This window comes from Pseudomonas sp. StFLB209 (genome assembly GCF_000829415.1).
GTDB lineage: Bacteria > Pseudomonadota > Gammaproteobacteria > Pseudomonadales > Pseudomonadaceae > Aquipseudomonas.
The window spans coordinates 4,288,148-4,302,446 of the sequence record NZ_AP014637.1 but is presented as its reverse complement, the minus strand read 5'-3'; the positions used below and the strand labels follow the sequence as shown (position 1 = coordinate 4,302,446).

The 14,299-nt window shown below is 59.5% G+C and carries 12 protein-coding genes; 1 reads left to right on the top strand and 11 read right to left on the bottom strand.

Annotation, left to right across the window (positions count from 1 at the left end):
• Positions 1-67: 67 nt before the first annotated feature.
• The 7 genes from lpdA to sdhC form a co-directional block, all read right to left on the bottom strand.
• Positions 68-1,504 (bottom strand): dihydrolipoyl dehydrogenase, encoded by a 1,437-nt coding sequence (gene lpdA, locus PSCI_RS19370; protein WP_045490149.1) that lies wholly within the window; start codon positions 1,502-1,504, stop codon positions 68-70.
• A gap of 171 nt (positions 1,505-1,675) precedes the next feature.
• A complete protein-coding gene (gene odhB, locus PSCI_RS19365) occupies positions 1,676-2,917 on the bottom strand; it encodes a 2-oxoglutarate dehydrogenase complex dihydrolipoyllysine-residue succinyltransferase (protein WP_045490147.1) in 1,242 nt (413 codons plus the stop codon).
• A gap of 41 nt (positions 2,918-2,958) precedes the next feature.
• Entirely contained in the window at positions 2,959-5,790 is a 2,832-nt protein-coding gene (locus PSCI_RS19360) for a 2-oxoglutarate dehydrogenase E1 component (RefSeq protein ID WP_045490144.1), read from the bottom strand.
• 254 nt (positions 5,791-6,044) lie between these two features.
• The gene (locus PSCI_RS19355; protein ID WP_045490142.1) at positions 6,045-6,749 is read right to left on the bottom strand and encodes a succinate dehydrogenase iron-sulfur subunit; all 705 of its coding nucleotides are present in this window, start codon (positions 6,747-6,749) and stop codon (positions 6,045-6,047) included.
• 11 nt (positions 6,750-6,760) lie between these two features.
• Positions 6,761-8,533, bottom strand: coding sequence for a succinate dehydrogenase flavoprotein subunit (sdhA, locus tag PSCI_RS19350; protein ID WP_045490139.1), 1,773 nt, complete (start codon positions 8,531-8,533; stop codon positions 6,761-6,763).
• Between the two features lie 3 nt (positions 8,534-8,536).
• Complete coding sequence (sdhD, locus tag PSCI_RS19345; protein ID WP_045490137.1) at positions 8,537-8,905, bottom strand: succinate dehydrogenase, hydrophobic membrane anchor protein; 369 nt, start codon at positions 8,903-8,905, stop codon at positions 8,537-8,539.
• Positions 8,899-9,273, bottom strand: coding sequence for a succinate dehydrogenase, cytochrome b556 subunit (gene sdhC / locus PSCI_RS19340; RefSeq protein ID WP_045490135.1), 375 nt, complete (start codon positions 9,271-9,273; stop codon positions 8,899-8,901). The genes sdhD and sdhC overlap by 7 nt, the downstream gene beginning before the upstream one ends.
• 364 nt (positions 9,274-9,637) lie before the next feature.
• On the opposite strand from sdhC, the gene gltA reads away from it, so the two are divergent.
• Positions 9,638-10,927, top strand: a complete 1,290-nt coding sequence (gene gltA / locus PSCI_RS19335) for a citrate synthase (protein WP_045490133.1) — start codon at positions 9,638-9,640, stop codon at positions 10,925-10,927.
• Between the two features lie 59 nt (positions 10,928-10,986).
• Here the strand turns inward: gltA and PSCI_RS19330 are convergent, their stop codons facing one another.
• From PSCI_RS19330 to PSCI_RS19320, 4 genes are all read right to left on the bottom strand, one after another.
• Positions 10,987-11,595, bottom strand: a complete 609-nt coding sequence (locus PSCI_RS19330) for an START domain-containing protein (RefSeq protein ID WP_045490130.1) — start codon at positions 11,593-11,595, stop codon at positions 10,987-10,989.
• A gap of 43 nt (positions 11,596-11,638) precedes the next feature.
• Complete coding sequence (locus tag PSCI_RS28720; RefSeq protein ID WP_084710027.1) at positions 11,639-11,896, bottom strand: YkgJ family cysteine cluster protein; 258 nt, start codon at positions 11,894-11,896, stop codon at positions 11,639-11,641.
• Positions 11,897-11,990: 94 nt separating this feature from the next.
• On the bottom strand, positions 11,991-12,695 hold the full coding sequence (locus PSCI_RS19325) for a hypothetical protein (RefSeq protein ID WP_045490127.1): 705 nt from the start codon (positions 12,693-12,695) through the stop codon (positions 11,991-11,993).
• Positions 12,696-12,797: 102 nt separating this feature from the next.
• Positions 12,798-14,240 carry an aminotransferase-like domain-containing protein gene (locus tag PSCI_RS19320; protein WP_045490124.1) on the bottom strand — a complete coding sequence of 481 codons (1,443 nt, stop codon included), beginning with the start codon at positions 14,238-14,240 and terminating at the stop codon, positions 12,798-12,800.
• Positions 14,241-14,299: the final 59 nt, after the last annotated feature.

Below are 14,299 nucleotides of genomic sequence, written 5' to 3'. Positions count from 1 at the left end.
CGCGCTTTCCGCGGTGCGACCTGCGAACAGGTCTTACGACGGGCAGCGCGCCGAGGTTTCTTGTGCCTTAGCGCTTCTTGCGGTTCTGGATGTGGATGGCGCCGCCATTCACAGCCAGTGCCGCTTCGTGCAGCGCTTCGGACAGTGTCGGGTGAGAGAAGACCATCATGCCCAGGTCTTCGGCGCTGGAGCCGAATTCCATGGCAATCGCACCCTGTTGAACCAGTTCAGCAGCGCTTGGGCCGATCACGTGAACGCCCAGAACGCGATCGGTCTTGGCGTCGGCGATGATCTTGACGAAACCGCCGGTGTCGTTGGCAGCCAGGGCACGGCCACTGGCAGCGAACGGGAAGGTGCCGACGTTGACTTCAACGCCTTCAGCCTTGAGGGTCTGCTCGGTTTTACCAACCCATGCGATTTCCGGGTGGGTGTAGATAACCGATGGAATCAGGTTGTAGTTCATCTGGGCCTTGTGACCCTTGATGCGCTCAACCACCATGATGCCCTCTTCCGAGGCCTTGTGCGCCAGCATCAGGCCACGCACCACGTCGCCAATGGCGTAAACGCCCGGTACGCTGGTCGCGCAGTAGTCGTCAACGTAGATGTAGCCACGCTCGTCCAGGGTCACGCCACTGTCGGCGGCCAGCAGGTCGGTGGTCACCGGGCGACGGCCCACGGCCACGATCAGGCGATCGAAGGTGATCTTCTGCTCGCCGTTGGCGTCGGTGTAAGTGACTTCGACTTCGTTGCCGTTGACCTGCGAGCCGGTCACACGGGCGCCCAGCTTGACGTCCAGACCCTGGTTGGTGAAGGTCTTCAGCGCGTCTTTGGCAACAGCGTCGTCAGCGGCTGGCAGGAACTTGTCCAGTGCTTCCAGAACGGTAACCTGAGCACCCAGACGGGCCCAGACCGAACCCAGCTCCAGACCGATCACGCCAGCGCCGATCACGCCCAGACGTTTGGGAACCTGCTGGAATTCCAGGGCGCCGGTGGAGTCGACGATGACATTCTGGTCGACCGGGGCCGGTGGAATGTCGATCGGACGCGAGCCGGAAGCCAGGATCACGTGCTCGGCTTCGATCACTTCAACGGTGCCGTCAACCTTGGTCAGTTCGACTTTCTTGCCGGCCAGCAGTTTGCCGTGGCCTTGCAGGGAAGTGACGCCGTTGGCCTTGAACAGGCTGGCAACGCCGCCGGTCAGACCCTTGACGATGGTCGCCTTGCGGCCAACCATGGTCGGCACGTCAATGGCGACTTCACCGGTGCTGATACCATGAACGTTGAAGCTCTTCTTCGCTTCGTAGTACTTCCAGGAGCTGTCCAGCAGAGCCTTGGAAGGAATGCAACCGACGTTCAGGCAAGTACCGCCCAGCGCCAGCTTGCCGTCCTTGTCCTGGTACTTCTCGATGCAGGCGGTTTTCAAGCCAAGCTGGGCAGCCTTGATGGCCGCTACGTAGCCGCCAGGGCCCGCGCCGATCACTACTACGTCGAATTTCTGAGACATATAAAAAGATTCCTTTTTTAGCTTCGAGCTATCAGCTGCAAGCTGCAAGCTGAGCTGCGGTAGACGCAGCCCGGCATTACAACACGATAATCAGATAAGGTTACAGCCTCAAGCACCGCTCCCCGCTGCTGATGATGGCAGCTTGAAGCCTGGCGCCCGGGGCTGCCCTGATCAGATGTCCAGCAGCAGGCGAGACGGATCTTCCAGCAGGTTCTTGATGGTAACGAGGAACGTTACAGCTTCTTTACCATCGATCAGGCGGTGGTCGTACGACAGCGCCAGGTACATCATCGGACGGATGACAACCTGACCGTTGACGGCCATTGGACGCTGCAGAATGTTGTGCATGCCCAGAATGGCGGCCTGCGGCGGGTTGACGATCGGGGTCGACATCATCGAACCGAAAGTACCGCCGTTGGTGATGGTGAAGGTGCCGCCGGTCATTTCGTCGATCGACAGTTTGCCGTCGCGGGCTTTCTTGCCGAAGGTGGCGATACCGCCTTCGATTTCAGCCAGGCTCATGTGCTCGGCGTTACGCAGTACCGGAACCACCAGACCACGGTCGCTGGAAACGGCAACGCCGATGTCCGCGTAGCCGTGGTAGACGATGTCGTTGCCGTCGATCGAGGCGTTGACGGCCGGGAAGCGCTTCAGTGCTTCGGTAGCAGCCTTGACGAAGAACGACATGAAGCCCAGGCGCACGCCATTGTGGGACTTCTCGAACAGATCCTTGTACTTCGAACGCAGTGCCATGACTTCGGTCATGTCGACTTCGTTGAAGGTGGTCAGCATCGCCATGTTCGACTGGGCTTCGACCAGACGACGGGCAACGGTGGCACGCACGCGGGTCATCGGCACGCGCTTCTCGGTGCGGTCGCCGGCAGCGAACACAGGAGCAGCAGCGGCAGCGGCCGGCTGGGCAGCAGGCGCAGCGGCCGGCGCGGATTTCTTCGCTTCAACAGCAGCGACCACGTCTTCCTTGGTGATCCGGCCGTCTTTACCGGTGCCTTTGACGCTGGCCAGGTTGATGCCGTTTTCTTCAGCCAGCTTGCGCGCTGCCGGGGCAGCGATGGCGTCTTCGTCAGCAGCGGCAGCCGGGGCAGCAGCAGCTGCTGGTGCAGCGGCAGGAGCAGCAGCGGCAGCGGCAGCGGCAGCCGGAGCAGCCGATGCGGTAGCACCCGCGTCCAGGGTCGCGATCACTTCGTTGGACAGGACGATGTCGCCCTCGCCTTTAACGATCGATGCCAGCACGCCGTCCGCTTCGGCCAGGACTTCCAGGACCACCTTGTCAGTCTCGATGTCGACCAGCAGTTCGTCGCGCTTTACCGCCTCGCCCGGTTGTTTGTGCCACTTGGAGATGGTGCCGTCGGCAACGGACTCCGGGAAAGAGGGGGCTTTGATCTCGATAGCCATTATCTGTAATTCCTTAATTCGGTTTCTAATGCGCGAAGGCGTTAAACAGTGAAGGCATCTTGCAGGAGTTTTTCCTGCTGCTCGGCGTGCTTCGAAGCGTAACCGCATGCTGGCGCGGCAGAAGCATCACGACCGGCGTACTCGAGAACGAGGCTACGGTTGTGGTTGCTGATGCTGCGACGCAGATGGTGCTGACTGCTGTACCAGGCGCCCTGGTTCATCGGCTCTTCCTGACACCAGACCACATGCTTGAGGTTGGTGTAGGTCGAAATGGCCTCCATGAGGTCATCTTCCGGGAACGGATACAGCTGTTCGATACGCACGATGGCGATGTCTTCACGACCTTCGGCACGGCGCTTCTCCAGCAGGTCGTAGTAGACCTTGCCGCTGCACAGTACCAGGCGTTCGACCTTGGCCGGATCGAGGCTGTCGATTTCCGGGATCACGGTCTGGAACGAGCCTTCGGCCAGATCTTCCAGGGTCGAGATGGCCAGCTTGTGGCGCAGCAGCGACTTCGGCGTCAGAACCACCAGCGGCTTGCGCAGCGGACGGATCACCTGACGGCGCAGCAGATGGTAGATCTGGGCCGGTGTGGTCGGTACGCAAACCTGGATGTTGTGCTCGGCGCACAATTGCAGGTAGCGCTCCAGACGTGCCGAGGAGTGCTCCGGCCCCTGCCCTTCATAACCGTGCGGCAGCAGCATGGTCAGGCCGCACAGACGACCCCACTTGTGCTCGCCACTGGTGATGAACTGGTCGATCACCACCTGGGCACCGTTGGCGAAGTCGCCGAACTGGGCTTCCCAGATCACCAGCGCGTTAGGCTGGGTGGTCGAATAACCGTATTCGAAGGCCAGTACGGCTTCTTCGGACAGGAAGGAGTCGTACATTTCGAAACGTGGCTGCTCGGCAGACAGGTTCTTCAGCGGCACATAGGCGCTGGCGTCCTTCTGGTTGTGCAGCACGGCATGACGGTGCGAGAACGTACCGCGGCCGACGTCCTGACCGGTGATACGCACCGGATGGCCTTCATGCAGCAGCGTGGCGTAGGCCATGGTCTCGGCGTAGCCCCAGTTGATCGGCAAGCCACCGGCCTGCATCTTCTGGCGGTCTTCGTAGATTTTCTGGACCTGACGCTGAACCACCAGACCCTCTGGCAGATCCAGCAGGCGAGCAGACAGCTCCTGCAGGGTCTTGAGGTCAAAACGGGTGTCATGACGCGCAGTCCAGGCATGGCCCAGGTAGGGACGCCAGTCGACGAACAGATCGCGGTTAGGCTCCTTGACCAGGCTCTTGACCACGTGCTGACCGTTGTCCAGAGCAGTACGGTAGTCGTCGATCTTGGCCTGTACAGCCGCTTCGTCGAACACACCGGCTTTGATCAACTGCTCGGCATACAGCTCACGGGTGGTGCGCTGCTTGTTGATCTGCTGGTACATCAGCGGCTGGGTGCCGCTTGGCTCGTCGGCCTCGTTGTGGCCGCGACGACGGTAGCAGACCAGGTCGATGACGATGTCGCGCTTGAACTGCATGCGGTAGTCGATCGCCAGCTGGGTGACGAACACCACAGCTTCAGGATCGTCGCCATTGACGTGCAGGATCGGCGCCTGAATCATCTTGGCAACGTCGGTGGCGTACTCGGTGGAACGCGCGTCCAGCGGGTTGCTGATGGTGAAGCCAACCTGGTTGTTGATGACGATGTGCACAGTACCGCCGGTCTTGAAACCGCGGGTTTGCGACATCTGGAAGGTTTCCAGCACCACACCCTGGCCGGCAAAGGCGGCGTCGCCGTGCAGGGAGATTGGCAGGACCTTCTCGCCAGTCGAATCGTTGCGACGATCCTGACGGGCACGCACGGAACCCTCGACCACCGGAGAAACGATCTCAAGGTGCGACGGGTTGAACGCCATGGCCAGGTGAACTTCGCCACCTGCTGTCATGACGTTGGAAGAGAAGCCCTGGTGGTACTTGACGTCACCGGAGCCCAGCTCGGCCATCTTCTTGCCTTCGAACTCGTCGAACAGCTCGCGCGGGTTCTTGCCGAAGGTGTTGACCAGCACGTTCAAGCGACCCCGGTGGGCCATGCCGATCACGACTTCCTTGACGCCGTAGGAGCCGGAGCGCTGGATCAGCTCGTCGAGCATCGGAATCAGGCTTTCGCCGCCTTCCAGACCGAAACGCTTGGTGCCCGGGTATTTGGTGCCCAGATACTTTTCCAGGCCTTCGGCCGCAGTGACGCGCTCGAGCAGGTGACCCTGGTTCTCGGCAGAAAACGCCGGACGGCCACGGACGCTTTCCAGGCGCTGCATGAACCAGTTGCGCTGTTCGGAATCCACGATGTGGGCGAACTCGGCGCCGATGGTGCGACAATATGTCTGCTGCAACGACTCAAGGATTTCGCGTAGGCTCGCTTCCTCTTTGCCGATGAACAGGTCGCCGGCACGGAACACGGTATCCAGGTCCGCATTGGTCAGGCCGTAATGGGTGATCGACAGATCAGCCGGCACGGGACGTTGCCACAACCCCAGCGGGTCGAGCTGGGCCGCTTGATGGCCACGTACACGGTAAGCCTGGATAAGCCGCAACACTTCAACCTGCTTCTTCTCGTGTTCGCTGCTCACGCTGCCGGCGGATACCGGTTGTGCGCGGCGCTGGTTTTTGGCCAGCAACACGAAATGATCGCGAATTGTCGAATGCGATACATCGGTGACAGCGCTACCTTCAATCGGCAACGTCTGGAAGTAGGTGCGCCATTCATCTGGCACAGCGTTAGGGTCGTGCAGGTAGAGCTCGTAGAGCTCTTCCACATAGGCAGCGTTACCACCGGAAAGGTGGGCGCTGTTCCACATGCGCTGCATCACGCTTTCTTGCATGCTTGGTCACCCTCGGTAAGGGGACACCACCGGCGAAGACACAGAGCGAGTCTGAGACGGTCGTGTGCAGCGACCGTAACAAGCCACTAAGGATCACGCAGATAGTCCGGGCACCAGCCCGAATGCCCCTGCTGGTCTCATTTCTTCAAAGTTAGAGCACTGGCCTTGCGAGCCCTGCCCTGGTTAAAACTGCAGCGCGGACTGTGTGTCTGCGCCGCAGCGGTTGCAACGATGTAGCGGGTTACAGCAGTAAATCAGACGCCACTACCCAACAGCATGTTGCGCACGTGACCGATAGCCTTGGTAGGGTTAAGGCCCTTCGGACAAACGTTGACGCAGTTCATGATGCCGCGGCAGCGGAACACACTGAACGGGTCGTCCAGCGACGCCAGACGCTCGGCAGTGCGAGTGTCACGGCTGTCAGCCAGGAAACGATAGGCTTGCAGCAGTGCCGCAGGGCCCAGGAACTTGTCAGGGTTCCACCAGAAGGACGGGCACGAGGTCGAGCAGCAAGCGCACAGGATGCACTCGTACAGACCATCGAGCTTTTCACGCTCTTCAGGCGACTGCAGACGCTCGATGGCCGGAGCCGGCGTGTCGTTCTGCAGGAATGGCTTCACCTTCTCGTACTGCTTGTAGAAGATGCTCATATCGACGACCAGGTCACGTATGACAGGCAAACCAGGCAGCGGACGCAGCACCAGCTTGTTGCCCTTGACCACGGCAGACAGCGGCGTGATGCATGCCAGGCCATTCTTGCCGTTGATGTTCATGCCATCGGAGCCGCAAACACCTTCACGGCACGAGCGACGATACGAGAAACCTTCGTCCTGCTCTTTGATCAGCGCCAATACATCAAGCACCATCAAATCCTTGCCACCGGTATCGACGTCGAACACCTGAGTCTTGGGCGCCGAGTCGGTGTCGGGGTTGTAACGATAAACTTCGACTTTCAACATAGCGGCCACCCTTAGTAAGTCCGGACTTTTGGTTCAAACGCTGGCACGGTCTTCGGCGCGAAGTTGACGGCGCGCTTGGTGACCTTTTTGACACCCGGGTAGTACAGGGTGTGGCACAGCCAGTTTTCGTCGTCACGATCTTCGTAGTCTTCACGGGCGTGAGCTCCGCGCGACTCTTTACGGGCTTCTGCTGCGATGGCCGTGGCCTCAGCAACTTCCAGCAGGTTCTGCAGCTCCAGCGCTTCGATACGCGCGGTGTTGAAGGCCTGGGACTTGTCGTTGATCTTGACGTTGGCAATGCGCTGGCGCAGCTCGGCCAGTTGCTCGATACCCTTGAGCATGTACTCGCCGGTACGGAACACACCGAAGTAGTTCTGCATGCAGCTTTGCAGCTCGCGGCGCAGGGTCGCGACGTCTTCGCCTTCGGTACGGCCGTTGAGCGCGTCCAGACGGCTCAGCGCCCTGTTGATGTCGGCTTCGGTGGCTTCGTCATACTGAACGCCGTCAGCCAGAGCCTTCTCCAGGTGCAGGCCGGCAGCGCGGCCGAATACCACCAGGTCGAGCAGCGAGTTGCCACCCAGACGGTTGGCACCGTGAACCGATACGCACGCCACTTCGCCCACAGCGAACAGGCCCGGCAGGATCACATCGTTACCTTCAGCATCCTGGGTCATGGCCTGACCATGGATGTTGGTGGCAACGCCGCCCATCATGTAGTGACAGGTCGGAACCACTGGAACAGGCGCCAGAACCGGGTCGACGTGAGCGAACGTCTTGGACAGCTCACAGATACCTGGCAGACGGCTGTGCAGTACTTCTTCGCCCAGGTGGTCGAGCTTGAGCATCACGTGGTCGCCATTAGGACCACAACCGTTACCGGCGATGATTTCCTTGACCATGGAACGGGCCACGACGTCACGACCGGCAAGGTCCTTGGCGTTGGGCGCGTAACGCTCCATGAAACGCTCGCCGTGCTTGTTGATGAGGTATCCACCTTCACCACGGCAGCCTTCGGTAACCAGTACACCTGCGCCAGCAATGCCGGTCGGGTGGAACTGCCACATCTCGATGTCCTGCACCGGTACACCGGCGCGCAGCGCCATGCCGACACCGTCACCGGTGTTGATCAGGGCGTTGGTGGTGGACGAATAGATACGGCCTGCACCGCCGGTCGCCAGTACGGTCGCCTTGGAGCGGATGTACATGGTTTCGCCGGTTTCAATGCAGATGGCGATGATGCCAACGAAATCGCCATTGCCATTCTTTACCAGGTCAACGGCGTAGTACTCGTTGAGAAACACGGTGCCGGCTTTCAGGTTGCCCTGATAAAGCGTGTGCAGCAGCGCGTGACCGGTACGGTCGGAAGCTGCGCAGGTACGGGCAGCCTGACCACCCTTGCCGAAGTCCTTGGACTGACCACCGAACGGGCGCTGGTAGATACGACCGGTTTCGGTACGCGAGAACGGCAGACCCATGTGGTCGAGCTCGAATACGGCAGCAGGACCTTCCTGGCACATATATTCGATTGCGTCCTGGTCACCAATGTAGTCCGACCCCTTGACGGTGTCGTACATGTGCCAGCGCCAGTCATCGTTCGGGTCCGCCGAAGCGATCGCGCAGGTGATGCCACCCTGGGCCGAAACGGTGTGCGAACGGGTCGGGAACACCTTGGTGACCACAGCAGTCTTGTGACCACCCTGGGCCAGTTGCAGCGCAGCACGCATACCGGCACCGCCACCACCAACAATGATGGCGTCGAAAGAAAGAGTTTTTGTGCTAGCCATTAATCAGATACCCCAAAGAATCTGCACGCCCCAGACGAAGTAGGCGAACATCGCAATGCCGCATACTGCCTGGGCCAGGAAACGTACCGCAGTCGCCGACTTGCCCAGCGCCATCGGCGTCAGATAGTCGGTGGTGATGGTCCACATGCCGACCCAGGCGTGAGCGCCAAGGGCAACGAGGGCCAGCAGACTGAAAATACGCATCCAGGTGGCGGAGAACAGCTCGTGCCATTGGGCGTAGCTGATACCTGGGTGGGCCACCAGGTAGCCGATCAGGAAGATGAAATAAGCCGCGAGCACAACTGCCGACACACGTTGTGCCATCCAGTCATACAGGCCGGAGCGGGAAAGGTTAGTGACGTTGGTTACCATATCCAGACTCCCGCCAGCACGATCAGCACCACAGAAACAACGATTACGATTTTGGAGCCCAGCTTGCCGCCTTCCAGCGTCTCGCCTACACCAGCATCCATGATCAGGTGACGCACGCCGGCCACCAGGTGATACAGAAGGGCAGACAGCAAGCCCCAGATGACAAACTTCGCCAGCGGGCTGGTCAGACACGCCTTGACTTCACCGAAGCCTTCCTCGGACGCCAGGGATTTGTCCAATGCATAAAGCATGATGACAACACCGACGAAGAGAATGACACCGGAAACACGGTGAAGAATGGACGTGTAAGCAGTGACTGGGAGCTTGATTGTCCTTAGGTCTAGATTTACAGGTCGTTGGCTTTTCACGGCTTTTTTTCACACTGAAGAGCCCTTTGAACAACAGGGCAAGTTGTTGGGAAGTGCACTGGTCAGGTACCCACTACCCACGAAGTGACGAGCGCCTGAAACTGGCTGCAAAGCCCATGGCGCTCGGACGCCGAGTATAGACAGTTAGGCCACTAATGACAACGCGCAGACCACCCGCCAACGGCGGATTGCACAGCTTGCGCAAAAGGGGTAAAGGAGTCGGAATAATACGAAAATATGGATAGCCAAAGCCGCTTTGGAACACGACTTTAGGCAAATTGACTTTAGAATTTATCTCACTATAGTGATGCGGGCCCTGCGTGGGGGGCCTGTCTGATGATTCGAAGCATAAACAGGAGGCCATATGGCTGACAAAAAAGCGCAGTTGATCATCGAGGGCACCGCCCCCGTCGAGCTGCCAATTCTGACCGGCACTGTTGGTCCTGACGTGATCGACGTACGCGGCCTGACCGCCACCGGCCGCTTCACATTCGACCCAGGCTTCATGTCGACCGCCTCTTGCGAGTCGAAAATCACCTATATCGATGGTGACAAGGGAATCCTGCTGCACCGCGGCTACCCGATCGAGCAACTGGCCAGCCAGTCCGACTACCTGGAGACCTGCTACCTGCTGCTCAACGGCGAACTGCCAACCGCAGAACAGAAGGCCCAGTTCGTTGCCGTGGTCAAAAACCACACGATGGTCCACGAACAGCTCAAGACCTTCTTCAACGGTTTCCGCCGTGACGCCCACCCGATGGCGGTCATGTGCGGCGTAGTGGGCGCCCTGTCGGCGTTCTACCACGACTCGCTGGACATCAATAATCCGCAGCACCGGGAAATCTCGGCCATTCGCCTGGTTGCGAAGATGCCGACCCTTGCCGCCATGGTCTACAAGTACTCCATGGGCCAGCCCATGATGTACCCGCGCAACGACCTGAGCTACGCAGAAAACTTCCTGCACATGATGTTCAACACCCCGTGCGAGATCAAACCGATCAGCCCGGTACTGGCCAAGGCAATGGACCGGATCTTCATCCTCCACGCCGACCATGAGCAGAACGCATCCACTTCAACCGTACGCATGGCCGGCTCTTCGGGCGCCAACCCGTTCGCCTGTATCGCTGCCGGTATCGCTGCACTCTGGGGCCCTGCCCACGGCGGCGCCAACGAAGCGGTCCTGACCATGCTCGACGAAATTGGCGACGTGTCGAATATCGACAAGTACATCGCCAAGGCCAAGGACAAGAACGATCCGTTCAAGCTGATGGGCTTCGGCCACCGCGTTTACAAGAACCGCGACCCACGCGCCACCGTGATGAAGCAGAGCTGCGACGAAGTCCTCAGCGAGCTGGGCATCCACAACGATCCACAGCTGGAACTGGCCATGCGCCTGGAAGAGATCGCCCTGACCGATCCTTACTTCATCGAGCGCTCGCTGTACCCGAACGTCGACTTCTACTCGGGGATCATCCTCAAGGCGATCGGCATTCCGACCAGCATGTTCACCGTGATCTTTGCCCTGGCCCGTACCGTCGGCTGGATCTCGCACTGGAAAGAAATGCTCTCCAGCCCATACAAGATTGGCCGTCCACGCCAGCTGTACACCGGCGAGCAGCAACGCGATATCACTTCGCTGCCGGATCGCAAGTAAGCTTCAGCGCAACGAACAAGGGCTGCCCAAGGGCAGCCCTTTGTTTTTGCAGCCAGCCCTCAAGGCTTTAGCGCCCTCTCCCGCAATGCCTTGAGGGTGTTGAACGGCGCATCGACCACGAACTTGTTGCTCAACCACGACGGCACACTGCCACCAGGATCGGTGTGCACCTGGTAAGTCACCTCGGTACGATCAGGCCCCTTCGGCGTCAATTGCCAGTACCCGTCGACACTCGCCACCCGCACGTAGCCTTTTTCTTCAGGAATGTAGCGCGGCTGTGCCAGCAGGTTGCGCCTCAGGCTGCCATCGGTTTGCTGAACGGTACTGACCTGCAACACAGAGTCACGCGGGGTGACCGGCCAGGGCGTCTTGAAGCGGGTGTAGGTCCAGGCCTTGTCACCTTCGTGTTTGAGCAGCTTCTGCGATTCACACTCATGAATCCAGGCGCAGGCGCCCGCCACATCTTCCTGCAAGGCACGCAGTCGCTGGAAGCTGGCATCAATCACGGTTACGCCACGATAGGCCTTGTACTTCGAACCCGGCACCTCACTGAGCCACACCTTGATACCCTGTTCATCCTTGGCCAACTGCCAGTCTTCGGCGTGTGCAACGCCCGTGAACAGTACAGTTACACCACACGTAACAGCCAGGCGGTACAGCGATTTCATCGTTCCACTCCTCTGCTTACGATAGAACCGCCAGCACCCGGACTCAGGTGGTAGCGGTAGCTCTTTCCCACCAGCCAATCAGACGAATCGCATCAGCCTGGTCAACACCACAGACCTCCTCATCCGCCGCAAAGCCCCCACACACGTCAGGCCGCTCGGGACGACCAAACAATCCACAGAGCATCTCCACAGAAAGATGCAGGCAGCGCACACCGGCGGGCTTGCCATCAGGCATGCCGGGGATGGGCGAAGTAATAGACGGCGCGATGCAGCACGCACCACAACCTGAACGACAGTCCATGAAGCGATACACCTTGGGAATACGAAAAAAGAGTAGCGATATTAGCGGCAGCCACAAAGGCTTGTAACTGCCATAGCACAGGGCAGACAGGGCGTTACTGCCTGAATTTGAAGTCCAGCGCCGCGCCGTCGACATCCCGGCGGTTGTCGTTGCGCATCTGCAGCTGCATTTCGTTGCTGATAATCCGACCGCCCAGCTCGAACGAGCCTGACTCGGCAGAATTCGCCTTATCACCAAACATCGGCGGCAGCAGTGGCTTGCGCCGACCACTGATAACATTGGCTGGCGGCTCCAGCTCGCGCACCAACTCCTGCGGCAGGCTCAGATCCAGCTTGGCATTGCCAATGCGCACATTCTTGGCCGGCACCTTGTCACCCTTGGCCTTCAACTCCTTGCGATCGGCCTTGGCAACCGTCTTGGTCGAAGACTTGCTGACACCTGGCTTGCCAGGCTCGGCACCGGCAACCGCCTTCGCCGCCTTTTCAGGCTGCGCATGCGCGGCGACAGGCTTGCTGGCCACACCAAAATCATTCTTGTCGAGCACCACAGGCTTGACCGGCACGCTGGGCGCCAGGCTGTGCACCGGCGCAGGCTCATGCTTGTCCGCCACAGCGCCGCTTACCACCTGCGCAACGGGCTTCTCGGCAGTCGATGGCGCAACCGGCCGCGCAGGCGCTTCAGGCACCGCAACAGCCGCCGAGGCAGCCTCTGTTTTGGGTCTGGGCGCAGACGGCTCCCGAGCATCGCAACCGCACAACAACACGACGACTAACAATCCAGCAAGGCGAAAGACAGTCATAAGCGAACAATGATTTGGGCAGAAATAAACATGCTGGCCCTTTACAACCCGATTGACAAGTCAGCAGACCAATATCGGACGAAAAGAGCGCATGCCTATAGGTCAAAATCCTGCGGCCGCCTCATGACACAACTGCCGCGCCAACATTCCCAGCGTCATCAGAGAGCGCTCCGCTTCGCGATTCCACGGCATCCCACAGTTCAGACGAATGCAATGATTGAACTGCTCTGTATTGCTGAAAATCAGCCCTGGGGCGATGCTGATGCCCTGCTCCAGCGCACGAATATGCAGCTCCTGAGTATTGACCCTGCCGGGCAAACTGACCCATAGAATGAAACCGCCCAATGGCCGGCTCATCTGGGTGCCCTCGGGAAAATGCTGCTGCACGGCCAATTGATAGGCGCTCAGGTTCTTGCGGTACTCAATCCGGATATGCCGCAGATGGCGATCATAGCCACCATTCTCTAGGTAGGCCGCCACTCCCATCTGGGTCACGCTGCACGCCGAATGGGTACTGAAGGTCTGCAATCGCTGGATTTCGGCCAGGTACTTGCTGCCTGGAATCATCCAGCCAATGCGCACTCCCGGCGACAGGGTTTTGGAGAAGCTTGAGCAGTAGATGACCCGGTCATGCCGATCAAAGGCTTTGAGCGCACGGGTGCGACCGATTTCGAACATCAGCTCGCCATAGATATCATCTTCGATGACCTGGATATCAAAATCGCCAACCAGCCGCAGCAGACTCTTCTGCCGCTCCTCGGGCATGGTCGCCCCCAGCGGGTTGCTTACCCTGGCAGTCAGTACCAAGGCCTTGATCGACCACTGATTGGCCGCCAGCTGCAAGGCTTCCAGACTGATACCGGTGACCGGATCACTGGGAATCTCGATGACCTTCAGCCCCAGCAAATCCGCCAGTTGCAGCAGACCGTAATAAGCCGGCGACTCGGCAGCAATCAAATCACCCGGCCGTGTCACCACTCGTAAAGCCATCTGCAGCGCATCGACACAACCGTGGCTGATCACCACCTCAGAAGGATCGACCACCACCCCGGCATCACGCATGCGGATCGCCACTTGGCGCCGCAGCGGCTCATAGCCTGGGCTGAACATGTAGCTGAAGGCTCGCGGGCTTTGAAAACGGGTCACTTTGGCCAGTTGCTGATGCAGTGCACGGACCGGCAGATAATCGACATGAGGCACAGCCGCACCCAGGGCAAATACCCCTTCACGTCGTGATTCAACCAAAACCTGCTGGATAATGGTGCTACGAGTCACCAGGCTGGGCCGCTCGACCCGGGCGATATCAGGCGTCGATGCGGTCAGCGCCGGAGTCTGGTGGACGTAATAACCTGACTGTGGCCGGGCGCGAATCAGCCCCTGATCCTCAAGATTGGCGTAGGCCTGCAGCACCGTGGCATGGCTGACATTGAGCTGCAGGCTCATCTTGCGCACCGACGGAACACGCTCACCCGGCTGATAAACGCCGCGGCGAATATCTTCGGCAAGCTGCTGGGCGATACGTTGATACAACAGAAGATTGGTCATGAAGCGGCCTCACAGCGACCGGCATTTTGTTCTTGTAGGATAAACAACCGTAACAGTTT

Coding starts and splice junctions, on each gene's coding strand:
- lpdA (WP_045490149.1), bottom strand. CDS start 1,504: ATGTCTCAGAAATTCGACGTAGTAGTGATCGGCGCGGGCCCTGGCGGC.
- odhB (WP_045490147.1), bottom strand. CDS start 2,917: ATGGCTATCGAGATCAAAGCCCCCTCTTTCCCGGAGTCCGTTGCCGAC.
- PSCI_RS19360 (WP_045490144.1), bottom strand. CDS start 5,790: ATGCAAGAAAGCGTGATGCAGCGCATGTGGAACAGCGCCCACCTTTCC.
- PSCI_RS19355 (WP_045490142.1), bottom strand. CDS start 6,749: ATGTTGAAAGTCGAAGTTTATCGTTACAACCCCGACACCGACTCGGCG.
- sdhA (WP_045490139.1), bottom strand. CDS start 8,533: ATGGCTAGCACAAAAACTCTTTCTTTCGACGCCATCATTGTTGGTGGT.
- sdhD (WP_045490137.1), bottom strand. CDS start 8,905: ATGGTAACCAACGTCACTAACCTTTCCCGCTCCGGCCTGTATGACTGG.
- gltA (WP_045490133.1), top strand. CDS start 9,638: ATGGCTGACAAAAAAGCGCAGTTGATCATCGAGGGCACCGCCCCCGTC.
- PSCI_RS19330 (WP_045490130.1), bottom strand. CDS start 11,595: ATGAAATCGCTGTACCGCCTGGCTGTTACGTGTGGTGTAACTGTACTG.
- PSCI_RS28720 (WP_084710027.1), bottom strand. CDS start 11,896: ATGGACTGTCGTTCAGGTTGTGGTGCGTGCTGCATCGCGCCGTCTATT.
- PSCI_RS19325 (WP_045490127.1), bottom strand. CDS start 12,695: ATGACTGTCTTTCGCCTTGCTGGATTGTTAGTCGTCGTGTTGTTGTGC.
- PSCI_RS19320 (WP_045490124.1), bottom strand. CDS start 14,240: ATGACCAATCTTCTGTTGTATCAACGTATCGCCCAGCAGCTTGCCGAA.